The organism is Lysinibacillus sp. ZYM-1, assembly GCF_001308875.1.
Taxonomy (GTDB): Bacteria; Bacillota; Bacilli; order Bacillales_A; family Planococcaceae; genus Lysinibacillus.
This window is the reverse complement of record NZ_KQ465134.1, coordinates 21200-45412: the sequence shown is the minus strand read 5'-3', so window position 1 is coordinate 45412 and position 24213 is coordinate 21200. Positions and strand designations below refer to the sequence as shown.

Genomic DNA, 24213 nt, shown 5'->3' with positions numbered 1-24213 from the left:
TATTTCTTCCAATGATGGATTCATTACTAAAGGATCTAAGACAAGAATATTTTAACCTCAAACGAGAACTTGCACAAAAACGTATACGAGTAGTAGGTTGGCAACCAGTAGATGAATACTTTAGTGACGTGCAAGTTGCCACTGCAGGTAATGATGTAGTACTCCGTTATGCAAATCAAGCTCTTAAATCACAGGTGGAAAAGTTGTTGGCTAATCATATACGTGTAGCTTTAGAATAGCGGTTGATTAAAAAATTTTACTTTCAACCTTTATTTATCAGCAAACGCAAAAACACTCCATTTTGAAAAAAGATTGATCAAAATGGAGTTAATCTTTCTAACTAAGTATGAGATTTTTATTTGATCAATTAAGCCTTATTCACCTAAAGCCCGTTAGTTTAAGTGCATTTATTCATAAACTTATACTTCTTGTTTCATTTTGTAGGGTGCTAGAGACTGACTGTATTTTTAGTTTAAGAACCTTTTTATACTTAATATAGCAAGCTATTCTCCAAGGAATTAAATAACAAATAACAAGTAAGAAAAGTAACATACTGAGTGTACCTGGTTCGATAGTAGAAATATGTTGTCGAAAATAATAACGTAAAGCGATCATAATGGCGAAAGTAATTACAAAAGCAGGACTTTTCTTAGCATAAATTAAACCATCATTTCGTATTTCATAATCTGACCATAAAATAAGAGGAATAGAAAACCCCACTCCTAAAAGAATTGCTACAGATAATTGAAGGTATGTGACGTGCCCAGAAGCGTTTAGAAAAAATGAAAACCCAGGTGTTAAAAATAGAAGAGGAAGAATTATTCGTACTCCTTTGCCTTTGGTTGGTTTGTACATAGAACGGATTCTACGAACTAAAATGAACAATCCAATAATTACAAATATAGAAGTAGCCGGTATTGCAGTTTGCATAAAAACCTCCCTGAATTATGTTTTAATATTTCTATTATTACATAAATTACAGCAAAAACCATCTTTTCCCTTATACAACTATGCATAGAATTATGCTAACCAGGCATTGAAAACACAGGTGGAAAAACTCGTCATCCGTTATCTTGACAAATGACTGGTTTTTCGAAATGGGTCATATGTTACTCGTGCTTATTCACTTATTTGGCAACCTATGCGGGTTAAACGATAATTATATAGAACAACTGCTGTCTTTAAAATTAATGAAGGTAGAGGTAAAATTACATCTCTAATCAAAATTAACCAAATAGCTGTACCAGGCGCTCAACCGAGTACCTGGTATTTTCTTTGATAGAAACTGCAAAATAATCGACACCTAGTTAGAACGATATTTTTTCTTCAAATTCATTTTTTAAGACAATTAACGGAGAGGATAATCCAAATTTCATTAAAGAATCTAAAAAAGAAGCGAGAGTTTCCATCGAATCGACCATTACTTTCATCATATAATTGAATTCCCCGCTGATGCGATATAAATCTGTCACTTCTGAAGAGGAATGACAAAATTGTATAAAATCATTGCATTGGCTTGTTTTAAACATAATAAAAGTTTGAATATTTTTATTAATTTTAGAAGGTTCAAACTTAGTCCTGTAGGCAGCTATAACTCCTTGTTCTTCAAGCTTGTTAATGCGTTCTTTCACAGCAGGTTGTGTCATCGAAATAACTCGTCCTATTTCAGAAACAGGCATTCTAGCATTGTCATACAACAAATTCATGATTTTAAGATCTATTTCATCCAGTTTTACTGTGTTTGTCATTTACTTGATCTCCTTACTACATTTTATAAAGTAAATATCGAATTATACCTATAATATCATAAGCAATATAATGCATTTACTTATAAATATGTATTTAAAATGGTTGGTTTTTAGATGACAATATATATACATCGATGTCACAAACAAAGGATGAAAAAATGAAGAGTCTCGAAGGGAAAATAGTGTTAGTAACAGGAGCCAGCCGTGGGATTGGCCGTGCAATTGCAAAAAGATTGGCGCAAGATGGTGCATTAGTCGCTATTCACTTTGGTCGAAATAAAGCGGCTGCATATCAAACTACTAGTGAAATTGAATCAAATGGTGGGAAAGCTTTCTCTATTGAAGCGGAACTCAATTCCATCAGCGGTGTCACAAAACTAATTGAACAATTAGAGCAAGAACTGCAAAAAAGAGTGGGTACATCCAACATTGATATTCTCGTAAATAATGCAGGGATAGGTACGCAAGGAACAATTGAAAATACGACAGAAGAAATTTTTGATGAAATTCTAGCTGTTAATATTAAAGCGCCGTTTTTCTTAATCCAGCAAGCATTGCCACGACTACGAGAACAATTCCGTATTATTAATATTTCATCAGCCGAGGTACGACTTGGTTTAACGGGTTCCATTGCATATGGTTTAAGTAAAGGAGCTCTTAACACCATGACGCTCCCGCTTGCTAAACATCTTGGAGAAAGGGGCATAACAGTGAATACGATTATGCCTGGATATACAAAGACGGATATTAATACTAAGTTGCTAGATAATCCAGAAATACGAAAATTTGCTACTGAGTCCTCTGTTTTCAATCGAATAGGGCAAGTGGAAGATATTGCAGATGCAGTGGCGTTCCTCGCATCTTCGGAAAGTCGCTGGATAACAGGGCAAATTTTAGATGTTTCAGGAGGTTTCCGATTATAGAACTTCCTCTATTAGGAACCCAAAAACAGGTGCATATAGTACCTGTTTTTTTATACTTCATCGTATTGCTTCATTAGTTCCTGTAACTTACTTTTAATTTGTTCCCGTACGACCCGGGGATATTTTACGTTTGCCTCCATGCCCAAGCCCAGAAAAAAATGTACCAACCATGGCGTAAATGATGAGTTTACTTTTGCACGAATCATACCACATCCACCCTCATGAAGCTCGATCCACTGAGATAACCATACTTCTGATTGACAACGTCTTACTCCTTCTGGTGTTAAAACTACTTCAAGATCTAACATATTATCTTCATCCGGCGGCATGATCCACGACTTTATGTGCTCATTCGTCATGTTCATTTTCAAACTTTGGTCTTCGACTAAAGAAAAATCCTTCACTCTATCCACGCGAAATACTCGATAATCCTCTGCTAAGAAACAATAAGCCTGACAGTACCACAGCCCGTTCATCGTATAGATCCCAAGAGGTTGGATGGTTCTATTTTTACGAGTAGCCGCTTCATACATGATTGTGATGACACGTTGTTCAAGTGCAGCTTCAAGTAATTCCTTTAAGAAGGGCACTTCTAACTCATGAGGAGGCACCCAAAATATAAGGCGTTGCTGCATACTTTCAATCTTTTGCTTTAGCTCACTTGATAAATAATAGAAAAATTTATCTAATGCAGTATTTACTTCGTTTTTGAAGGGGAGAGCTTTGTAATTACGTAGGGATTGGCAAGCAAAAAACAATGCGATTGCCTCATGCTCGGTAAAGCTGATGGGCGGTAGCACTTTTTCACGCAAAACACGATAACCACCGCTAGGCCCAGCTTCGGAATAAAGGGGTACACCTAGTTCACTCAGTTCCATTAAATCACGAATCATTGTTCGGCGTGAAACACCACATTCTTCAGCCATCTCCTGAATGGTAAATTTTTTACGTTCATTGACCTTCATCATGAGCTGAATAAGTCTTTGCGCTTTGTGCATGAAAAGTGCCTCCTCTTTAAAAAATGAATTAATAGTGACAATAGTTGTCACTATTATCCCGTATAGTAAAACTCGAAGTCAATGTTTATGAAGATTTGACATTTTGACAGGATGTACATTGACCTCATCATTAAGAGGCTAAAAGGAGACAAAAAAATGGAACTAGAAAAACAAAACTATGTAATGGAAGTTGTATTATTTGAACTGAAGGAGGGGATCGACAAGCGTTGTTTTTGTCAGACAGCTGCCGCACTTACGGAGGTACTAAAGCTTGAAGTATCAGGATTTGAAGGCCGTACCTTACTACATACATCCGATGAAAGTCAATGGACGGACATTATATATTGGTGTGATATGGAAAGTGCTCTGGTTGCTATGGAGAAACTGAAGACTACCTCTGAATTTCAAATCTTTGTATCTATGATTGATTCACGGGAGATTACACAAAGACATCTAGTCCCGACTAATTTGAACGGATTGAAATAATAACTAAAAGGGGAATGGGACATGGCTGACACATTTGAGGGTAAATATACAACAGATTTCTTCCATCAATTTATAACTATATTACAAGTTGAATACCCTGCTTTTGATTCACATAAGTTTATGAATTTAATCTATGACGACCATTGGGAAACGAAAAAATTCAAACAGCGTATTAGGCATATCAGTAATTCTTTACGAACGACTTTACCAACATCCTATTGTGAGGCATTATCCATTTTGATACAAATTGCACCTACATGTAAGGGAGTGGAATACTTATTTTTGCCTGATTTTGTAGAAGTAAATGGACTAGATGATTGGCATGCTTCCATTCATGGATTAGAGGTGTTTACGCAATTCTCCAGTTCAGAGTTTGCTGTTCGGTCTTTTATTGTAAAAGATCCACATAAGATGATGGATCAAATGTTAAAGTGGGCGAGCCATCCCAATCCTCATATCAGGCGGTTAGCCAGCGAGGGGTGTCGCCCTAGATTGCCTTGGGCATCTGCTTTGGAAACATACAAATTGAATCCGTCACCAATCATACCGATATTGAACCTACTCAAACAGGATCCATCTGTTTATGTACAGAAAAGTGTGGCTAATAATCTGAATGATATTTCCAAGGATCATCCGGAACTAGTGAAACAGCTCGCACGTGATTGGTATGGAGAGAGTTCAATCACAGATTGGATTATTAAACATGGGTGTCGTGGTTTACTGCGAAAAGGAGATGCTGAGGTGCTCTTCTTGTTTGGCTTTGACATCTTTCCAGATGTGACAGTTCATGAGTTAGCGCTAGAAAAAGATCGGCTGGCGATTGGACAAACCCTTGATTTTACATTTACCGTTCAGACTAACTCTACTGCACCACAGAAGCTCCGAATCGAATATGCGATTGATTTTGTCAAAGCGAATGGAACAACTTCAAGAAAATTATTCAAAATAACGGAACGCATCTTCGAAAGAGACGGTCACCAATACACACGGAGTCACCATTTTAAAGATTTGACAACCCGAAAGCATTATCCGGGTCAACATAAGCTAGCAGTAATCATAAATGGGAAAGAGCTAGCTGCAACAGAATTTTACGTTGAACGCTAAAGTAACAATACAGAAAAATGGAGGAACAGAAAATGAATAATGTAACAATAATTGGCTTGGGATCAATGGGAGCAACATTAGCAGGTTTACTGCTTAAAAAGGGCTATCAAGTTACTGTATGGAATCGATCAATAGCGAAAGCAGAGCCTTTAATCAAAGACGGAGCTATCTTTGCTACCAGTGTAGCAACTGCCATAAGCGCAAGCGAAGTGTCCATTATCTGTGTATCTGATTATGAGGCTTCAACTCATATTTTGAATACACAAGAGGTCAAACAAGCTCTCTCAGGCCGGGTTCTTATTCAGTTGAGTACAGGTAGCCCCCAGCAAGCACGTGACCATGAGCTATGGGCGCAAGAAAATCAGGTGAATTATCTTGACGGAGCAATAGCGGCTTCCCCACTCCAAATGGGGAATTCTGAGGCTACAATTTTCACTTCAGGTTCTTTAAAGGCCTATCAACAGAGTGAGCATATTTTAAAATGCTTAGCAGGAAATGTTCCTTATCTTGGAGAACAAGTCAGTGCTGCGTCTTCTACAGACTTGGCCTTTCTTTCATACTTGTTTGGTTCCTATTTAGGGTTTTTCCACGCGGCACGCATCCTTGAATCGGACGGACTACGTGTAGATGATTTTGGTGCCTTGATAGCTCAAGTTTCACAAGTTGTTGGAGAGGTCATCAAGTATGAGAGTCAAGTAATTCAAACAGAAACCTACGATAACCCACAAAGTTCTATAAATATGTGTATGACGACAGTTGAACTTTTTATGGTACAAGCACAAGAAGCAAATATTAACAATGAATTTCCGGTGTTTGCCCAACAACTTTTCAAGAGGGTATTGGAAGCGGGATTTGGAAATGAAGAACTGGGTGCTTTGATTAAAGTATTGAGATAAGTATGTAGGTGAAACGAAGTAGGCCACTCTTGATGGGTGACTTATTTCATCGAAAGATAACTATAAAAAGAAACCACTTAAGGGTCACTGAGACGGGAGCGACCCCATTAAACTAGGGGTTATATAAAATATTGTGGTTTTTCCACCTTAATGGAAGCCACTTCTCCGCAGTCTTTACAAAAGCTAAAAATAAATGGGGAACCTACAGAAAATACAGAATCTATAGGTCTAACATTTCCTTGATTAAAATCACCACCAACTTGCCCGATAGTAAAAGAATCACTACCACAAGCCTTGCAAACTAATTTTTCATCTTCCATATCATCACCTCATTATGTAATATATGTAAATTGTATCATAAAAAAAGAGGAAGCGACATTCTAGCCCATATTTCAACATTATTCGCGACTTTATATCGACATATTTTAGAGGATTTACTTGGAATTTGAAAAATAGTTTTATAGTAACATTAAGTATATAAAGATGGAGGAGGTTTTATATGCCTGATTTATTGCTTATCCTTTTTTTATTTAACCTTGCTTTATTTCTTTTGCATGAAATGGATGCAATAAGGCGCTCGGAGTGGCGATTATTTATCGTATTAAAAGATCTGGAAGATTCAAAGGCTTATCAAATATTCACGATTATTCATCTTTTTCTTTATGTCATCATTCTAACTTTACTATTCAGCCAATATCAAACAATAACTTTTTGGGTTCTCGATATATTCTTTATAATTCATGCAATCCTGCATTTGTTATTTGAAAGACATCCTCGAAATGAATTTAAGAACACGTTTTCAAGAGCTATCATTTATCCCATGGGAATGCTTGCGGCAATCCATTTATTCTTTTTCATTAATGTTTAGAAACAGTCACATCTTTTTATAAGATGTGGCTTTTTATGAGGCTTTGAAGGGTGTTATCGGAACATTATATAAAAGTTTGATACAGGATAGCGATTAAAGAGGCGATGATATCATTGATTGCTTCAATATGGATACGCTTTGTTAAATTTGTAGTGGTATGATCTAAATTTCTTATCGTAGCAATCTTTTTATCATTTAATGTTAAGGTTCCTGAGTGAGTGTAATCTTTCTCGAATCGATACACGTCTCCGTTGATCGTAAAACGCTGCGTCTTTTCAATTAATTGCACACGCTTTTGGGTTATTGCAACCTTCTTCAGCGCACTGTTGCTATAGAGTGTATAACGTACACCAGTAAACACACAATCAATTTTGTATAGCGCCTTATTATCAATCGAAAACGCATTGTAGCAGTATGGCATTCCTGTTCGAAGTAGCATATGAAACAGTTGCGTAAGGATACGATGACGATTTATTTTAAGGATACTTATAATTTGGTTGTCCTTGTTGTAAATAGGGATGCTCGTGTAATAGAAATTGAATTCTGGGATGCTATAGGAATAAATCTGCAAGGTAGTTCTCCCCTCCATTAAATAGTTCGATCAACAGTAATAGTAATATGGCTTGATATCTTTGTTCAAATAAATCGTTTATTGAGTTGAACTGAAGAAGCAAGTGAAAAAGTGAATTTAATGTTGGAAAGTAAATAAGCCACCTCATCTTTGGAAATGAGGTGGCTACTAATCTATAAAATTAAAGGGCTTGAATTATACGGTCATTCACAAATGCTTTCAAGAAAAATAATTCATTATCATTAGGGTTTCTATTATTTTCTACCTTGAAGCACTCAATAGCCTTTTCTAGGGAAGTAGATTTGACAGCTCGACTAGTTGTTGTTAACTCTTCCCAATAAATATTCATTTCATGAGCATCACAGATTGATTCATGACCAAGTAGGAACAATTCCGCATCATATTGTTGAATGTCTTTTATCATAGGCAATAATAGTGATTGCTTGAAATGATATAAAGAATTTTTGGTTGTTCCATATGCAGCATCACCTAAAAAAATAACTTTTTCATCAGGGATATAAATAATTGTAGAGTCGTCTGTATGTGTACTCTGGATTTTTTCAATTAAACAAACTTTATTACCTAAATCGATGGTTAATGTATTTTCAAAAATTACATCCGCAGCCTGCAATTTAAAACACTCTCTATTTGGTATATCTGCTTGTATGATCTCCATACACTTGGCACTTATCAGATTAGTATGCACATACTCTTGCAGAGAATGATCATCAAAACTATAATTTTGCCATTGTTTTAATCGCTCATTTGTTTGATGATTAACGATAACTGTTGCATCAAATTCATTCATGCCAAGGAAGTGATCCCAATGCGCATGAGTAATGACCAAATATTTGATAGGTGGTACATTGAGTTTCTCGATTTCTAGTAAAAAACCTTTAGCATGCTGGGTTGAATTTCCAGCATCAATCATTAGACTATATTTGTCACCACATACCAATCCTAATGTTGGCTGTTCTTTAGCATCTTGATGGGATAAGTAATAAATAGTGTCACTTAATTTATTTAACATGATATTTCTCCTCTAATTTAGATATTCATTTTATGAGAGAGAAAATCTCCATGTTTATTCGATAAAATAATGAAAGATTTTCTCATTTTATTTTTTTACCATTGGACTGTACCTCCTTTTTATGGAAAAGTATAACATATAAATTTTAAAAAACAGAAATAAATTTGAACGCAACACATGAGGATTTTTAGCAACCCTTAACATCGCACTCTCTTATGTAAAAAAGAAGAAAATGAAAAGCCTTATAACGGAGGTATAAGGCTTTTCGAGAGTAACTTAAAGATTAGAAAATCTGCGTTAATTCTGAATTTGCAAACCGTTGAGCAGTAATGATCACACCTGAAGCTGTGCGTCCATAAACGCTATAAATTCCCCCATTTTGATTTGGAACAATTTCAACTTCATATTGAGCTGAACCTCCTACACCTGGAGTTACAAAAGTAGAACCATTGGCAACTGCAGCAAAAGGAGTTGTTGACAATAATTGTCTTGAACCGTTAAGTCTAAAAACTCTTACTACGCCTGTTAGTAAACCTCCAGTGAGATTAAGAACTTTGATGCGAACACTACTTGCATTTGCTGGCTGATTTCCCATATTTTCAATTGGACCAGTAGTTAAAGGCAATTAATTCACCTCCTTACATGTAAAAAATTTATAATCTGCAGATTATATTTTCATAATATGTAGTACTGATCTACATTCTTTAGTCTTATTCATCATAATTGTATTTTTTATATAATTTAATTAGTAGAAAATTTTTAAAGATAATCTGTTAATAAACGTAACCTTATAGAACAAGATTTATATCATAATAGAAACACCCAATAAGACAGATTGTGTGGGTTTTGTACGGTACTATTATGAGGGAATAGACAGTAAAAAAGCTGATTAGAAATTTCTCCAATCAGCTTCTGTTTTTAGTTTTTTCAGTTTCACCTTTTTTACTTCTAAGTAACAATGCCATAAATATAAAACTTGCTACCCAAAAGGAAAAGAATAAATTTTCAAGTAAAGCCCAATTATCATTTATAAAATAATCCCAGATTGTTGTTATTAAAAACAGTGTTACAAGGAAAGCGATATATAGTAATTTTCCTAATGTGGTCAAATAAAACACCTCTTATGTAAATTATAGTTGGGTACTACTCATCACACAAAAGAGGCTGCGACTGTCAACTAGCGCCACAGCCAAAATCAGTGTGTGCGATACACCTCATAATAGTGTGTGTCATTTATGGTTACTTATACATTAAAACAGTTGAAATGTCGCTGTATACGCTAAAAACCGTTACCATTTAGCATCTCTGGCACAACTGGTACTGGGAATCCTCAGTTTAAAGAAGCGACACGACCGCTTTCAGTAGTGAGACCTACACAGTGTTACTTTGGCTGTTTATGGTGAAAATACACGTTATATTTATATGGAAAAATAAAGTTAAAAGTATCGAACCTCACTTTAAGGATAATTTATTGCTTATTGTGAGTAAATCGACAAAAGAATGAATGAGAACAAAAAGGCAAAAACCCCTTTATTTTGAATGGGTTTTTTCCTTTTTTTTAATGTGTCACCTAATTCTGTAAGCAGACATTTAAAATAAATTTAAACTATTTGCAACCTTTTACGACCTTTAAACGAGGATAGGTTGAAAGGTGGGAAGAGATGGAACTTGAAACAATATATATCACCTATATGAAAGATATATATCGCTATTTATATTCACTTACCAAAAATCATAGTGCAGCGGAGGACTTGCTTCAGGACACATTTACAAAGGCGCATATCACCCTTCTTGGTCAAGAAATTCAAGATATCAAACCTTGGCTCTTTAAAGTAGCTTACTATACATACATCGACAGTACACGAAAAGAGAAGCGGTATGTTACTGCCGATATTGTTGACCAAATTCATTCAAATACACCGGAAAAAATCATTGTGGAACAAGATGCTTATCTGAAGTTATTAAACCTACTAGAACAGATTAAACCGATTGAAAAACAAATTATTTTGTTATGCGATGTACATGACTGTACAAATGAACAAGCTGCAAACATCTTACATTTAAATTTAAATACTGTGAAAAGTCATTTAGCGCGAGGACGCAAAAAAATGCGCGCACTGATTACAAGGGAGGAATAGAGTTGGATTCTTATAAACAATTATTACAACAAGCTAAGGATAGTGAAAAAGGAGATGCACCTTCGACAAATGTAATAAAGAAAGCCGTTGCATCATCTAAGCGGAAACTGATTGTAACGACGTTGACAATTGCCCTTTTAATTGTCCCAACTTGTTATATGCTAACATTTTTGTATTATGCTTTTGGTACAAAATCTACAACATTAATGGATGTAACAAGCCAGACTCTTTATGTAACAGAACCGAATACGACATTGGAAGAACTTGAATTTGATATGAATTTCTCTTTATTTTCGATGGGGTTATCATTTGAGCAATTTAAGCAGATAGGTGATGAGGTCTATCCCGTGAAACATTATGATACACGCTTTATGTTAAATAATTTAGTCGAAAAGAACATTACTTCAAAACTAGAAAAATCGTATCCAAAATACCCGACTGAAACAAATCAGTGGCTAGTACATCCTGATAATCGAGCAGAATTTAATACGATTGAAGAGCAAAGAAAATTAAAAGGATTACCAAATGAAACAGTTGTAGAAGCGTATATTTCTTTAAACGATTTATATTCAGTGGATAAAGTTATACAGCAGATGCCGAATGTAGATGTTACATGGGCAGCTATTTATACAGGTGTAGAAGACACCATGCTAAGTGCAAGGGGGAATGTTGTATCGCCTATAGGCTATCCTGTACAACCTGATCAAACAAATTGGTCGCCATTTAAAAATGCAACTTCTCATGAACAAACTTTTTTATCCATCTTAAATTTTCTAGCTGATTATGAGGAGACTGCTACCGCTGTTTCCGCTCATAAAAACCTGGACTTAAAAGAGAGAATTAAATATTTAGAACAACACGACATGAAAACATATGGGGTTGTCATTACAGGACCTAAAGCTGAGGTTGAACAGCTACAAACTCTAACAATGATTAAACATATGAAACTTGGGGAGGTTAAATTATGGAATTGGGTGCGTTAAAACAGTCCATTTTTAATGTTTTTGGCTGGGCTAGTGTTAGCTTAGGCTTATGGACGCTAATAATGATTAATAGTTGGATTATCGTGGGCTATGATGCTCCATTTACTAGTAGGAATTTCATTATCTTGATATTCATTTTTGGTATCATTGCAACTATTTCAAAATCTAGCCGTTCTCTAGGAATGTGGGGAATCTTTCTTGGCTGCTATCTTGTTTTATTTATGATTGTTATATTTTTCGTTGGTTGGTTTATTATACCATTTCCTTAACAAAAGCAAATGGAGTGTCGCACTTTCACAATTCGTAACTGAGTTCTCGACAATTAGAGTAGACGAACCTATATCAGCATAGTGAGGCTTTTATCATATATTCCGTATAGGTAATAAAATATAGTTAAAAGTTTCTTATAAGACGACAGTTGTGATGTCTTGTCAGCCCTTATAATCAAAAATACCGAAAGTAATTGTCAGAAAATATCAATATATTCTATAATGAGTAAAAAAATAGAGAATAAGAGGTGAACTTATGGGTAAACCAGTAGATTACAATCTATTTCCGGGTTATCAAAACACACTTGATTCAAGACTTGATGAAAGAAAAGAAGAATATATGGAAGAACTTGAAAAAGCAAAAATGGATGGACATCTACTAGCATTTGAAAAATCAACTGAAGATTTGTCCCAATAATAAAAACAGAATTCTATAAAAATAAACCAGGTGCTCGGTGGAGTATCTGGTTTTTACATTTTTTAAGCTTTGGTTGACTAATCATTTCATATGACAATGGCTCAAACCGATGCATCATTTGCTTATTCTATTTCCGATTTCTCCGAGCTCATACCTCTCTTTGTTTAGGATGGTCCCAGTTCATAATAGATTTAATTTTAAAATTACTATAATCTAATAATGATAACAGTAATTTTGAAAGGATGGTAAAAATGAGTAAAAATATTATTGTATTTGGAGCAAGTCAAGGATTAGGTGATGCTTTTGTAAAAGGCTTACCCGTGAAGGGCGATACTGTATGGATGGTTTCACGTACACGACCTAAGAGTATAGATATCAATGATGGTGTAAATCGTCAATGGATCTCCATTGATTTGTCTAGCCAACAGCAAATACCATCTTTAAAAGAAAAGTTAAAGGACATTGCTATTGATGTACTAATTTATAATGTTGGGGTATGGGAAAAGCGGGGTTTTGAGGATGACTATACATTTGATAAGGATGAAGTCGAAGATATTTCAAACTTAATCAATATCAATCTAACTTCTACTATTACATATATTCAGGCGCTTTTACCGAATTTAAGACAAGCGAAAAGTGGAAAAATTATTTTAATTGGTTCAACAGCAGGATTAGATCACACAAATAATTCACAAGTTTCATTCGTCACATCTAAATTCGGCATACGAGGTATTACAAATGCTCTACGTGAACATTTAAGAGAAGATAAAATCCCTGTCACTTGTATTAATCCTGGGGAACTGGCAGCAGAGGTCCCTTATGAAGAAGGAGCCGAAAAAGCCATTCATTTATATGAAGGTACACGCATTCCTGTACAAGATATTGTATCTATCGTGCAATGTGTAATTAATTTATCACCGGTATCATGTGTAAAAGAAATTAATATTCCTGCAATAACAGACTTAAATGCGTGATTGTTCCATACTGCTCCAAGCAAAGTTGGAACTCCTTTTCGTTTCGGTCCTATTAGAGTATAGAAGTGAATAGTGTTAAAAGAACTAAACACATAGAGGGGATGAGCTATATGAAAATAGACCATTTAGTTGTAAATGTCGATAGTTTTGTACAAGAAGATAAAAGTTTTATTGAGAAAGTTCGATCATTAGGTCTCCCATATGAACCAAAATGGGGAAAGGGGACAAAAGGATTTAAAGTATCGAATATTTGGATTGGCAACGAGTACTTTGAATTGGTTAAAATCAAATCGAATGATGGTGGTGGGTGGTTAGAGAATTGGACAAAGGATTATCAAAGAGGGCATAGGGGACTTATTGGCTTTGCATTAGAAGTAGATGATATTGAAGCGGCCTATCAGAATCTTATTCGTCACAACATTCAGGTATCACCACCAAAACCATTAAGATTCAGATGGTTCTTTAATTTACTGAGTAAGACGATGCCTTGGAAAAATTCAAATTTACCTAAATTTGAAGTGATACCTTTTCAATTTTTCTTACAGCAGTTGAATGATGAAAAAAGCAAAGCATTTATGCAACAGTATATGGTGCCAAATAGTAGAGAAAAAAATATAAATGGCATACTAGAAGTGAAGATTTACGGCACATTGACAGAACAAGACAAAAATATACTAAAAGCACTTTTTCAAGATTATAAAACAGAGGGTGAGACAATCACCATTGCTCTTGAAAAACAAACTATTTCATTTGTGGAATCTAAAGAACATTCAGTTGAAGTAATTTTGGACTGTAAGAATGAAGAAAAATCAACAAATCAACTTGAAATAGGAAACTTGAAAATTATAAATAGTTAAACATGATGACATCCTATAATTCTATATTAGATAACTGTTTTATTTCTAAATACGAGGTTTCGGAGGATGATCCTCCGTCAAAAGAATTGACCCAACAACGACAAAAAGAGAAGGGGATGCATCCAATAAACCTTCCGAAAAATTAAGGACTTAAAAAGGGTCACACGGAGGATAGTGACCCTTATGACTATTGGTAGGTGTAAAGGATAAGTTAGTTTGAATTATCCTAGAAATTATGAGCAATAGAGACGAGCATAGCATCAGAGACCGTATGGGACATTACTAGTATCTTGACATGAAGCTAGCACCGACAATAATCAGAAGAATAAATAGTACAACAATTAGAGCAAAAGATGATCCAGATCCATAACCACTTCCATTACCATATTCTTGAGACATCATTAATTCCCCCCCTTCTATCATCTATTTTATGAATAGTTGTTAATATGAATTGCGATATTTATCTATTGTATAAATGGAAATTTATATAACGATAAATATTATGATTTTGGGAGCTCATAAGAAAGGGTAATAGACTTTTATCTGATAATTTGGGACGGAAAATAGGCTGGAAACAGTGGTTCTGCTATGACTATCTATCTTTTGTTCTATTCATCTATGTGAACAAAAGGGTGATTAGAGATTAATACAAGAAAGTAGCGCCGACAATAATTAATAGAATAAATAGAACAACAATTAGAACGAATGATGAACCATAGCCACCACCGCTATTGCCTCCACAATAATAGCTCATGAAATATCCCTCCTTTCTATGTCTATAGTATGTATAGTTATTGGAAGTTTAGAGGTATTTATCCAACCTTATAGAGCTATAAGTTGGGGAAAATTTGTTGCGACGAGCTCAAGGTACAAATTGCCCTGATAATGCATATTGATTCAAAAGACATTTACCACAAATCTAAAGCTGGTACAAGGTATGTCGGGAGTTACAGAGCCTTGGGGAAAGAACTTGAGCAAGTAAGTAATTTAAGTAGGGGCTAAGGAGTGAGTTCCCCTTAGATCAAAAAAGTAACCAAAAAGAATAAATCTCAATGGCTACATGAAACGTAATGTAAATAGCCCGTCTTAATTTTTTAATGCTACGTTATTTTGAGTAGTTTTTATATACTTACTGAAAATATAACGTACAATGGGACCCATAATAATGATTTGCAAGGGCAAGGCTACAATAAAATTCCTACAAAAAACGGAGAAAAATTCCTTTATAACCGAGTTGGAAGATAAACCATTGTGAAAATAACTTGTTACCAAACCGTAAATGGACATGAAAAAAGCCATTCCAATAACCATACAGGTGGATATTGTCAGAACTTTAAAAAGAACATTGGATGTATTTGTTGTTAATCGATAAGCTATTCTTTTAGCTAGAGGTCCTACTAGGAACAAGTCAAGAATTATGGCAACAATAAACCCTATAAAAAAATCAGTTATTCCTCCTAAGAGAGATACTTGTCCGAATGTACCTTTAAGGTAAAAGTTATAAAGAGTCATAAAAAGTACCATTCCAAAACACATGATTAAACCAAAATAGAGACTTTCTTTTCTAGTAGTTGGCATATGTCAACACTCCTTTCTGTTACTAGAGTTAGTATATAGATTTGATAAAATCTTCGTAAGTGACAACTTTGTGACGGTTATATAAAGAATGAAATTTAATTTTTGCTGTACATTACGAGGAAAAAGGAACGAATATGGACATGAAAAGGGAAGTTGTGAAGGATTAAACTTATGTTCGTTTTGGCGTTCATTCTAAATTCAGTATAAAAAACGCTAACCGAAAGATTAACGTTTTATACATGATTGAAGGGACACGCAAGTGTATCTGGTGTTTACTGTATTAGATACAAAAAACGATCTCTAATTAAGAAAGCCCGCACATTCTAAAGTAAGACTGAATGATAAGGTTAAAAAAGGTCAGGTGCAGTTTTCTAATATGGAGTAGGAGTCGGATGAGAACAACGGAAGGAGTCAATGTCTCTTAAAGCAATGGAATATTGATTCCATCTTCCACCGAAAAACCTGTAGCCATACGCTCTTTCGTGTCCAACAGTAGTTAGAAAGAACCAGAAATTGTCACCGTTTCTAAGCCACATATACGTGAAACGAAATATACAATTTTCAAGACCCCTTGGATTTTGTCCATAGAAAGGCATTTCTTCCATATATCGCATAAGTCAAGATTCACCTCTTTTTTTAAATTAGACATATAACCAGTTTATGCCTAATGTCAGAGCTTGGCTTGGATGTATGCCCTAAATAGTTTAAGTAAGAGGATAGCGGCCACTGCTGAATCGACAAGCATAATTCCTTGTTAAGTGACGCGAGTGTGTAAGATGAGGAAAAGGTTGTTTAGGCGGGCCAAGGAAAGCGTCTTTCTTCATGAAATGGACCATTTAATTGAATAAAATACAATCATTAAATTGGACGTGGAGATTGTAAAGAAAAGTACTTAAACTAAAAGAGTAGGTTAGTTTAAGATTTTTGTTAATTTTAAATGGAAAATTTATTTAAAAATGGAACTTATATTCATGCCAGACGTATTAAAGTAAAGGGACTATGTCAATTCAAAGAGATACATATAAAACGTAATCAGTAAAAGGAGAAAATGAAATGAATATTTATTTAGTAATGTTACCAATGATTAGTATGTTGATAGGTTTGTATTTAGTATGCCTGGGACTCTGGGAATTAAGAGTTGGTATAGATAGAAAAAGATTTATAACCTTCTCGTTTACAGGGCTATTTTTGATCTTTATATTACCGAATATGTTTGGATTTTTTCAATTAATTAGTAATAACTTTCAATAAATATCTATCTACTAACTGTGCTAACGGGGCTTTACTTCAATAAGGAGTAGAGCCTTTTTCTACTTATATTAATGGAGCAGGTTTTCAATAAGAGAATGGTATCCAATTTATGTTAGTATGATAAAAGAGGTGAAGAAATGAATGTAGAGCAAGAAATCAGGCAATTAAAATATCAAATTAAACTACTTAAATTTATGGTTAATGATGATGAATTCCCTTTTTTTATGTATGCCTTGGATAATGAATTCGAGGAAACCCAAGTTAATGCTGTAATGAAGATACTATCAGCTTTCTATTATCGTCTAAACGAGCGTAATGATAATAACTTCCATAGTTATCACGAGTTAAACAAAGATGATGAATCATTAAAAACGTTGTTAAAAACCTATCAAATTGACACCTTAGAGATATACAAAACTGAATTACCAAGTATCTCTGAATTCGAACATTACTTGAACTGTATCTATCATAATAAAGAAATAAATGCAAAACACTTTATCTTAAATTTAAAAAGGCAATCCATTTATAAAGAACTATGTGACTATCTATTGAACCAATTAGAAGGACATTAACAAACTTATGTAATTTAAAATGACATACTTATAGGGGTGAAAATATGGATGATATTCTAAAACAACTAGCTGAAATTAAAACCGAATTAAGAAAACCATTTCCTACTAGAGATATTAATAAAATATGTGAAGATTTTCGAACAGAATTTTTGAATATATCCGATGAGGTGGATTTCTATGAAGATTTTCGTTATTACTGTGTGAATATAGCTGGAACATTAAGTTATATTTTAGATGATAAGATAAATCAAATCCCACAAGGACAAATTGACATGCTATATAAGTCTTTTTTTGAATACTATAATCAATATGAATTTTTGGAAGACCGGATAGCAAACTATAATCATTTTTTTCAGGAATATAAAACCTATGAGCAAGCACGAAAATTGTTATTACAACTGTTGTCAAATAACCATTATCCATTAAAACGACAGAATCTATACACAAAAATAAATCTGACTTTTGAGAAATGAACTTGAAATTTATACAACAAAATTCAATAAAACATTCCCAAATGAAAGTTTTGGGACGAAATAAAACACTTAAAACGTTGTCATACCAATGTATTAAGTGTTTTTCTGTATTTCATTCATATACACCTTTTATTTGTCAGTGGATAGCCTGAAGAGCCACAGCTCGAATTTAAATTGTGCCCATTGATGACTTAGTAATAAGGTTTATCACACAAAGGAGGGGATCAGTATGATGAGAAATGGGGTTAGAAATAATATATTGAAATAAATTTTGAAATTCGAAAGACTACTTCTTTTGGTAATGAATTTTTCCTATAAACAACTCTTTTATATTACTTCCACTTATGTAGGTTTAGGCAAAAAGATTGCTGTAGACCCACTCGAGGTTGGGCTGTTATTATAAAAAAAGTGCTTAAATGGGAGGTAAATGAGTTGGAAGAAGAAAGATACAATAATCTTAAATTAGGTGAACGTGGTGCAATAATCAGTATTATTGCTTATATAGTTTTGTCCATAATAAAGGTTGGAATTGGTTACATGAGTGGTTCAGATGCATTAAAGGCGGATGGGCTAAATAATACGACGGATATTATTGCCTCGATTGCGGTACTAATAGGACTTAAACTTTCACAAAAACCTGCAGACCATGACCATAGATACGGTCATTGGAAAAGCGAAACAATTGCTTCAATGGTAGCTTCTTTTATTATGATGGCAGTTGGTATTCAAGTATTATTCGATGCTTTTACTTCAATTTTTCAAGGTGGAAAAGAAACGCCTGACATTTTTGCAGCCTATGTAGGACTAGGATCAGCATTGGTTATGTATTTTGTATATCGTTATAACAAAAAATTGGCTGATAAGATAAATAGTAAAGCCGTTATGGCAGCGGCCAAAGACAATTTGTCAGATGCGTGGGTAAGTATTGGAACAGCAGTAGGTATATTCGGATCACAATTACATATGCCGTGGTTAGATACAGTAACAGCTATTATTGTCGGTTTTTTAATTTGTAAAACAGCTTGGGATATTTTCAAAGAAGCTTCTCACGAACTTTCTGACGGATTTGATGAAAAGATACTTCAAAACTACAAAAATATTATTTTAAAGTTAGATGGCGTTATTGGCATTAAGGAAATCAGAGGTAGAAATTATGGCAACAATGAAGTTATTGATGTAGTCATCCTAGTAAATGCAAATATGGATATTACAGAGGCACATGAGGTAGCTTGTCATGTTGAAGATAAGATGATTAATGGCCAGGGAGTTTACGAAGTTCATGTTCATGTAGAACCCGATGAGGAAAAAGTATAAAAATCTTGATTTAGAAGTGACCAAACTAAACAATATAGGTATATTCATTGCAGGGCACTACTTTAATTCATTCGATGAAATAAAAGTTTGCTACAATAAATGTTGTATATAAAATTAATTTTGCATTATATATTGTTCGTCCTATACCGTTATAATTTACAATTTACGGGACTGTAACTTTAATTACTTGTTCAATTTTTATACTATCAAACATAAGATTAGGAACTCAATTTATTGGGGTCTTGGTCTTTTTTCTATTCTAAAAAGGAAAAAGGTATGTTTGTTTATTTCTCTATTTGTTCATACTTAGGTTATTTTTCGAGATATTTTATAAGCATGTTTAAATAAATTAGAAATTATTAGTATAATGAACTTACATTGGAAAAAATATAGTGGGAGGAAGACTTCATGCCAATTCATGTAGATATTTTAAATAGAAAAGGAGCTAGAAAAGTTAGTGATATCCCTGAGGAAGTACTGATGTTATTGAATCAAGGGGAAATAGAGAGTGTTAATCTAACTGAATGGTTAGCCATCAACCATATTACTTTATTGAAAAATGTTCTTCCTAAAGTAGGATTACATAATAAATTGGAAAGTATAGTGTCAGAAATGTTAAAGCAGGATGCTGAATCAGGTATGAAAGCAATTCGCTTAACTGGTGAACTATTGAATAAAGTTATAGATGAAGAAAATGAGCAAAAGAAAGGAGAGCTCATAAAAAAATTTGCGACTCATCCATCGGATAGTGTCCGTTGTTGGGCAGCATTTATGAATAGAAATGATGACACCTCTTTAGAAGAAAAATTAGCGTACATATATGCCTTTGCTGGGGATCATCATTTTGGTGTTCGAGAAATTTCTTGGATGTCTATTAGAGAGGATATATCGCAAAATCTTGATGAAAGTATAGAATTGTTAACAGCCTGGGCAAAAAAAGATGATGAAAATATACGTAGATTTTCCATTGAAGTAATTCGTCCTCGAGGTGTTTGGGCCAAACATATCGAAGTTTTAAAACAAACTCCTAATAAAGCTCTTCCAATTCTTAACCAACTGAAATCAGATCCATCAAAGTATGTACAAGATTCTGTTGGAAATTGGTTAAATGATGCTAGTAAAACCCAGCCTGATTTTGTGATAACGCTATGTGAAAAATGGAGTAAAGAATCTGATACAAAAGCAACCGCAAAAATTATTAAGAAAGCCCAAAGAACAATAATGAAAAACTAACTCTGTTTACTGGGAATAAGGCCCGTGACAATATGAAAGTTGATATAGCTTACAAGATCAAGATATAGATTAACCTCATGAATGCAGGATGTTCCAATAGATGGAATAACTAATCAGTGCCACAAACGTAGCTTTAATTGTTAGGTTCATGAAGTAGCTAAACGGATTGAGCTGGGGTAGGTGGGCTGTTAAGGAAGAAAAATGGGATTAATGAAAGAGAAATGCATAAAATTTTCTAATTACATTCTGTTATTTTGTTTCTTACCAGTTTCCACACCTACCTCGAAAATAAAGACGACCATAAGATAGAAAATAACCATTTTTATCGTGAAGGATTCTGTCCAAAAGCCTAGATAATACATAAACACGATAATAATAGATAAAAGCGTTTTAACAATTTTTAGGGTCATTATGACACCTCCTACTATTTAAATGATCGTATTGCAAAAGAAAAACATAGTTAGGAAGTTTTTAGAACTATGAATGGGTTCTTTTACTGACACGATGTGGATCTTGATAGAAAGAAAAAGTTCAATTGAGAAGGATGGATTTTTCATTTGAATCAAAAAAGTAACCAAAAAAGAATAAATCTCATTGGCTACTTGAAACGTACCGTAAAATAGGCAGTCTTTTTAAGACAAAGCTATTTTAAGTAGTTTTATAGACTAATGTTATAGCTGGGTCTAATCATTTAACCTTTAACCCGAGCAATGAAGCAAATCCTATTGCTTGTTCAGAAGATACTTCACACCCATTCAAACTTTCTGGAGTTACCTGAAGTCTTTTAAATTTACATGTACTAATGTCTATCCCTTTTAATGAAGTTTCAGAAAAATCAACATCATTAATATCACATTCGTGAAATGCCACTTTATTTAGTAAACAATCAAAATAATTCGCTCCTTGTAGGATGGTGTTATCAAATAGTACTTGTTTAATACGAGCTTCAGGAAAATTGCATAAGGTTGCCATACAATTTTCAAAAGAAACATTTCCAAGGTTAGCTTCAGAAAAATCCACACCTAATAACTTACAGTTTTTTAAAAAAACTCTATGTATAATGCCTTCTTTTAAAATGGAGTTAGATAAATCACAGTTTTCAAAAATGACATCCGTTAAATCAATTTTTTTAAAACTTGAATTTATGAATGTGACATTTTTAAATATAACTTTTGATACGATTAATCTTTCAACAACCTCGTTATCAATGACTGTATCTGCAATCATACAATTTGATAAATATGGTTCTTCCTCATAAAAAATATCTTGAAAATTAGCCTTTTCTAGATCAGTAGGTATTTTTGGTGATGTAATTTGGAAATTACGTGGCATATTAGCACACCCTTCAAATGTAGTTAGGAACTATCTTAAAGAAAAAGAAATAAAATAAAAAGACTTTCATATTAAGTAAAAGTGTGGACAAATCTAAATCTTTACCACATTACTGCACAACATGAAGATTATAGTAAAGAAAATAATTGTTACAACTAAGATTGCCGAAAAAATGAAAAAAAGGGTATATTTCAGTGGGTTAGTGCTATTGAGTTAATATATCAGGGCAACGAAGTTAAATAATGGAGCCAGCATGTTAAGGATGGCTCTCAGTCAACCGACTCTACAATCGTTGTCAGTTAGCTCATACAGCAGGTCATCGATGGACTACGAAACCTAGCTCAAGGTCATTGCTTAACTATGTGATCAATGAAAACATTATCTAGAGTACCTACCAATTACCAACAGTTGTCGTGATGCCAATCAATAATCCTTTGTATTGGATTAAATTCTCGGTAAATTTAGGTTCGCCAACTGTCGTATACATAATATTTTGAGTCGACTTGTGCAGTATGTCTTCACGCCAAGCTTGGGGGTAGCCAAAACGCAAAGAGCATACTCCTTTGTCATTAGTAGAAAAACATTTCTATAGCATATGACAAATCCCTAGGTGGTGTTCCAATGAGTAAAGCGGGGAGCACTATGCCCATTTTAATAAAAAGTGTGTTTTATAAAATATGATTGATATTCAATTAACGGAGCTATATATTTAGAAATTTCAAATAAAAAATGGTAAAGTATAGAAAAAGCGAATGGAGATAAATCATATGGAAAAATTGAAAAGGGTTGAATTAAAACATTTTTCAAATAAATATATGAAAGAATTGAGCTCTTTTGTACTAACAGAAGAACAAAAACAATTTTCTGCACTTCCAAGTAATTTTGAGGAAATTAATGAAGGACAGCATCGTATTGTTATTTTAAGCGACGATACACCTGTTGGTTTCTTTCTCCTCAATTTAAATGAAAGAGTAAAAAAATACTCTAATAATCCCAATGCTTTGTTATTAACGGCACTTTCTATTAATCATACAGAGCAAGGAAAAGGCTACGCAAAACAAGGAATGACATTACTAGCTGAATTTGTTAAAACTGAATTCCCTAATTGCGATGAAATTGTTTTAGTTGTAGACAAAGATAATATACCAGCACAAAAACTATATGAAAAAGTAGGATTTGAAGATACAAATGAACGGCTAATAGGACGTATTGGGGAAGAAATAATCATGAGACAATTAATAAAATGATAGTAGACCAAAAATGAGAGTAAGAATACTTATTCCATCATCACCAGAGTTGATTCTACATTTTGTAGATTAACTCTGGTTGTATTTTTTTGGAAAAGTTTAGTATCAAATTTTGAAAATTAGTTCAAAAATATGAATGTTTGATTTTTTTAAGAAAATCTATTACGCTAAAAATAGAAACATAAGTTCTTATTTTGGGAGGCGCTTTATGAAAAAAATGTTTTTATCTTCTTCATTTTATGATACTAGTCATTTTTTGAAAGATTTTGTTGGCGAGAACTTGGAAGGAAAAATAGTTACTTTTATTCCAACTGCAAGTGCAGTTGAAGAGGTAGTACATTATGTAGAGTCTGCAAAAAAGGCCTTTGAAGAATTGGGCATGTTTATAGAAATACTTGATATATCAAAAGCTGATAAATTGGAAGCAGAAAAAATATTGAGGAAAAATGATTTTATATATGTATCAGGAGGTAATACATTTTTCTTACTTCAAGAATTAAAAAGGTCGGAGATAGATCAATTAATGATTGAACTAGTTAATGCTGGTAAGCTTTATATAGGTGAGTCTGCTGGTTCAATAATAATGGCACCTGATATTGAATATGTAAAATATATTGATGAAATGAAAAAGGCAGCGCATTTAGAATCAACTCGGGGCTTAAATCTAATAGCATCCTATCCGGTTCCTCATTATGGACATGAATTCTTTAGTAGTATGATTGAAGAGGTAATTACGAATTATAACAATAAACTTCCAATGACTCTGATATCTAACGCACAGGTGATTTTAGTTCGAGATGATGATATGGAAGTAATTTAAATGTCAAGAGATGTAGGGCATAAAGAAGTAACACAAATAATAAAGTTGTCTTTTGAAACGATTATTGATCCTACTAAATTTAATAAAGTATCCTATACACAAAAGCAGATGCAGTAGCCAAGAGGTTGCT

Annotated in this window: 32 protein-coding genes; 18 read left to right on the top strand and 14 right to left on the bottom strand. The window is 33.7% G+C overall.

The genetic code is table 11. The features are described from left to right. Positions 1-11 precede the first annotated feature (11 nt). The gene (locus AO843_RS19015; protein ID WP_231630206.1) at positions 12-239 is read left to right on the top strand and encodes a YhjD family protein; all 228 of its coding nucleotides are present in this window, start codon (positions 12-14) and stop codon (positions 237-239) included. Positions 240-411: 172 nt separating this feature from the next. Here AO843_RS19015 and AO843_RS19010 read toward each other — a convergent pair whose 3' ends face one another. Together AO843_RS19010 and AO843_RS19005 are read right to left on the bottom strand one after the other, a co-directional pair. Beyond that, entirely contained in the window at positions 412-930 is a 519-nt protein-coding gene (locus tag AO843_RS19010; RefSeq protein ID WP_054612662.1) for a CcdC family protein, read from the bottom strand. A 377-nt stretch (positions 931-1307) separates the two neighbouring features. Further along, on the bottom strand, positions 1308-1748 hold the full coding sequence (locus AO843_RS19005; RefSeq protein WP_054612661.1) for an Lrp/AsnC family transcriptional regulator: 441 nt from the start codon (positions 1746-1748) through the stop codon (positions 1308-1310). Positions 1749-1906: 158 nt separating this feature from the next. Between AO843_RS19005 and AO843_RS19000 the strand changes: the two genes are divergently transcribed. Next, positions 1907-2671 (top strand): SDR family oxidoreductase, encoded by a 765-nt coding sequence (locus AO843_RS19000; protein ID WP_054612660.1) that lies wholly within the window; start codon positions 1907-1909, stop codon positions 2669-2671. A 50-nt stretch (positions 2672-2721) separates the two neighbouring features. Here AO843_RS19000 and AO843_RS18995 read toward each other — a convergent pair whose 3' ends face one another. Then, positions 2722-3669 carry a helix-turn-helix transcriptional regulator gene (locus tag AO843_RS18995; protein ID WP_054612659.1) on the bottom strand — a complete coding sequence of 316 codons (948 nt, stop codon included), beginning with the start codon at positions 3667-3669 and terminating at the stop codon, positions 2722-2724. 156 nt (positions 3670-3825) lie between these two features. On the opposite strand from AO843_RS18995, the gene AO843_RS18990 reads away from it, so the two are divergent. The 3 genes from AO843_RS18990 to AO843_RS18980 are packed head-to-tail and all read left to right on the top strand — an operon-like array spanning position 3826 to position 6155. Continuing rightward, a complete protein-coding gene (locus AO843_RS18990; RefSeq protein ID WP_054612658.1) occupies positions 3826-4155 on the top strand; it encodes a hypothetical protein in 330 nt (109 codons plus the stop codon). A 21-nt stretch (positions 4156-4176) separates the two neighbouring features. Next, positions 4177-5259 carry a DNA alkylation repair protein gene (locus tag AO843_RS18985; RefSeq protein ID WP_054612657.1) on the top strand — a complete coding sequence of 361 codons (1083 nt, stop codon included), beginning with the start codon at positions 4177-4179 and terminating at the stop codon, positions 5257-5259. A gap of 17 nt (positions 5260-5276) precedes the next feature. Next, on the top strand, positions 5277-6155 hold the full coding sequence (locus tag AO843_RS18980; protein ID WP_082389534.1) for an NAD(P)-dependent oxidoreductase: 879 nt from the start codon (positions 5277-5279) through the stop codon (positions 6153-6155). A 119-nt stretch (positions 6156-6274) separates the two neighbouring features. Here the strand turns inward: AO843_RS18980 and AO843_RS18975 are convergent, their stop codons facing one another. Further along, the gene (locus tag AO843_RS18975; RefSeq protein ID WP_054612655.1) at positions 6275-6475 is read right to left on the bottom strand and encodes a hypothetical protein; all 201 of its coding nucleotides are present in this window, start codon (positions 6473-6475) and stop codon (positions 6275-6277) included. Positions 6476-6654: 179 nt separating this feature from the next. Here AO843_RS18975 and AO843_RS18970 point away from each other — a divergent pair, with 179 nt between their 5' ends. Continuing rightward, positions 6655-7023 (top strand): DUF6713 family protein, encoded by a 369-nt coding sequence (locus AO843_RS18970; protein WP_054612654.1) that lies wholly within the window; start codon positions 6655-6657, stop codon positions 7021-7023. A 64-nt stretch (positions 7024-7087) separates the two neighbouring features. Here the strand turns inward: AO843_RS18970 and AO843_RS18965 are convergent, their stop codons facing one another. From AO843_RS18965 to AO843_RS18950, 4 genes are all read right to left on the bottom strand, one after another. Next, entirely contained in the window at positions 7088-7594 is a 507-nt protein-coding gene (locus tag AO843_RS18965; RefSeq protein WP_054612653.1) for a tubby C-terminal domain-like protein, read from the bottom strand. Positions 7595-7775: 181 nt separating this feature from the next. Next, entirely contained in the window at positions 7776-8624 is an 849-nt protein-coding gene (locus tag AO843_RS18960) for an MBL fold metallo-hydrolase (RefSeq protein WP_054612652.1), read from the bottom strand. Positions 8625-8907: 283 nt separating this feature from the next. After that, a complete protein-coding gene (locus AO843_RS18955; protein ID WP_054612651.1) occupies positions 8908-9249 on the bottom strand; it encodes a hypothetical protein in 342 nt (113 codons plus the stop codon). Between the two features lie 280 nt (positions 9250-9529). Beyond that, positions 9530-9742 carry an RNA polymerase subunit sigma gene (locus AO843_RS18950; protein WP_231630205.1) on the bottom strand — a complete coding sequence of 71 codons (213 nt, stop codon included), beginning with the start codon at positions 9740-9742 and terminating at the stop codon, positions 9530-9532. 543 nt (positions 9743-10285) lie between these two features. Between AO843_RS18950 and AO843_RS18945 the strand changes: the two genes are divergently transcribed. From AO843_RS18945 to AO843_RS18925, 6 genes are all read left to right on the top strand, one after another. Continuing rightward, entirely contained in the window at positions 10286-10762 is a 477-nt protein-coding gene (locus AO843_RS18945; RefSeq protein WP_054612649.1) for a sigma-70 family RNA polymerase sigma factor, read from the top strand. 2 nt (positions 10763-10764) lie between these two features. After that, complete coding sequence (locus AO843_RS18940) at positions 10765-11745, top strand: anti-sigma factor (RefSeq protein ID WP_054612648.1); 981 nt, start codon at positions 10765-10767, stop codon at positions 11743-11745. Beyond that, positions 11727-12014 (top strand): hypothetical protein, encoded by a 288-nt coding sequence (locus AO843_RS18935; RefSeq protein ID WP_054612647.1) that lies wholly within the window; start codon positions 11727-11729, stop codon positions 12012-12014. Before AO843_RS18940 ends, AO843_RS18935 begins: the two co-directional genes overlap by 19 nt. A gap of 256 nt (positions 12015-12270) precedes the next feature. After that, positions 12271-12432 carry a hypothetical protein gene (locus tag AO843_RS24915; protein WP_197278959.1) on the top strand — a complete coding sequence of 54 codons (162 nt, stop codon included), beginning with the start codon at positions 12271-12273 and terminating at the stop codon, positions 12430-12432. Positions 12433-12683: 251 nt separating this feature from the next. Then, positions 12684-13406, top strand: coding sequence for an SDR family NAD(P)-dependent oxidoreductase (locus tag AO843_RS18930; protein ID WP_054612646.1), 723 nt, complete (start codon positions 12684-12686; stop codon positions 13404-13406). A gap of 110 nt (positions 13407-13516) precedes the next feature. Continuing rightward, positions 13517-14263, top strand: a complete 747-nt coding sequence (locus AO843_RS18925) for a VOC family protein (RefSeq protein ID WP_054612645.1) — start codon at positions 13517-13519, stop codon at positions 14261-14263. Positions 14264-14545: 282 nt separating this feature from the next. On the opposite strand, the gene AO843_RS24205 is transcribed toward AO843_RS18925, so the two are convergent. From AO843_RS24205 to AO843_RS18920, 3 genes are all read right to left on the bottom strand, one after another. Next, positions 14546-14662 (bottom strand): YjcZ family sporulation protein, encoded by a 117-nt coding sequence (locus tag AO843_RS24205; protein ID WP_082389535.1) that lies wholly within the window; start codon positions 14660-14662, stop codon positions 14546-14548. A gap of 244 nt (positions 14663-14906) precedes the next feature. Next, complete coding sequence (locus tag AO843_RS24200) at positions 14907-15017, bottom strand: YjcZ family sporulation protein (RefSeq protein ID WP_082389533.1); 111 nt, start codon at positions 15015-15017, stop codon at positions 14907-14909. Positions 15018-15349: 332 nt separating this feature from the next. Continuing rightward, positions 15350-15841: a DUF2798 domain-containing protein gene (locus tag AO843_RS18920; protein ID WP_054612644.1), complete on the bottom strand. Its 492-nt coding sequence runs from the start codon at positions 15839-15841 to the stop codon at positions 15350-15352. Between the two features lie 1388 nt (positions 15842-17229). On the opposite strand from AO843_RS18920, the gene AO843_RS18905 reads away from it, so the two are divergent. The 4 genes from AO843_RS18905 to AO843_RS18890 all read left to right on the top strand — a co-directional run bounded on the left by AO843_RS18905 (position 17230) and on the right by AO843_RS18890 (position 20684). After that, positions 17230-17664: a DUF1878 family protein gene (locus AO843_RS18905; protein WP_054612641.1), complete on the top strand. Its 435-nt coding sequence runs from the start codon at positions 17230-17232 to the stop codon at positions 17662-17664. Positions 17665-17708: 44 nt separating this feature from the next. Continuing rightward, positions 17709-18137, top strand: coding sequence for a YxiJ family protein (locus AO843_RS18900; protein ID WP_054612640.1), 429 nt, complete (start codon positions 17709-17711; stop codon positions 18135-18137). A 432-nt stretch (positions 18138-18569) separates the two neighbouring features. Then, the gene (locus AO843_RS18895) at positions 18570-19451 is read left to right on the top strand and encodes a cation diffusion facilitator family transporter (protein WP_054612639.1); all 882 of its coding nucleotides are present in this window, start codon (positions 18570-18572) and stop codon (positions 19449-19451) included. A gap of 408 nt (positions 19452-19859) precedes the next feature. Beyond that, positions 19860-20684: a DNA alkylation repair protein gene (locus AO843_RS18890; protein ID WP_054612638.1), complete on the top strand. Its 825-nt coding sequence runs from the start codon at positions 19860-19862 to the stop codon at positions 20682-20684. A 239-nt stretch (positions 20685-20923) separates the two neighbouring features. Here the strand turns inward: AO843_RS18890 and AO843_RS24910 are convergent, their stop codons facing one another. From AO843_RS24910 to AO843_RS24635, 3 genes are all read right to left on the bottom strand, one after another. After that, positions 20924-21094, bottom strand: a complete 171-nt coding sequence (locus AO843_RS24910) for a hypothetical protein (RefSeq protein ID WP_197278958.1) — start codon at positions 21092-21094, stop codon at positions 20924-20926. Positions 21095-21371: 277 nt separating this feature from the next. After that, a complete protein-coding gene (locus AO843_RS18885) occupies positions 21372-22016 on the bottom strand; it encodes a pentapeptide repeat-containing protein (RefSeq protein WP_054612637.1) in 645 nt (214 codons plus the stop codon). 391 nt (positions 22017-22407) lie between these two features. Then, complete coding sequence (locus tag AO843_RS24635; RefSeq protein ID WP_197278960.1) at positions 22408-22566, bottom strand: hypothetical protein; 159 nt, start codon at positions 22564-22566, stop codon at positions 22408-22410. A 217-nt stretch (positions 22567-22783) separates the two neighbouring features. On the opposite strand from AO843_RS24635, the gene AO843_RS18880 reads away from it, so the two are divergent. Both AO843_RS18880 and AO843_RS18875 read left to right on the top strand, forming a co-directional pair. Next, a complete protein-coding gene (locus AO843_RS18880; protein WP_054612636.1) occupies positions 22784-23263 on the top strand; it encodes a GNAT family N-acetyltransferase in 480 nt (159 codons plus the stop codon). 208 nt (positions 23264-23471) lie between these two features. Next, on the top strand, positions 23472-24083 hold the full coding sequence (locus tag AO843_RS18875; protein WP_054612635.1) for a Type 1 glutamine amidotransferase-like domain-containing protein: 612 nt from the start codon (positions 23472-23474) through the stop codon (positions 24081-24083). Positions 24084-24213 lie beyond the last annotated feature (130 nt).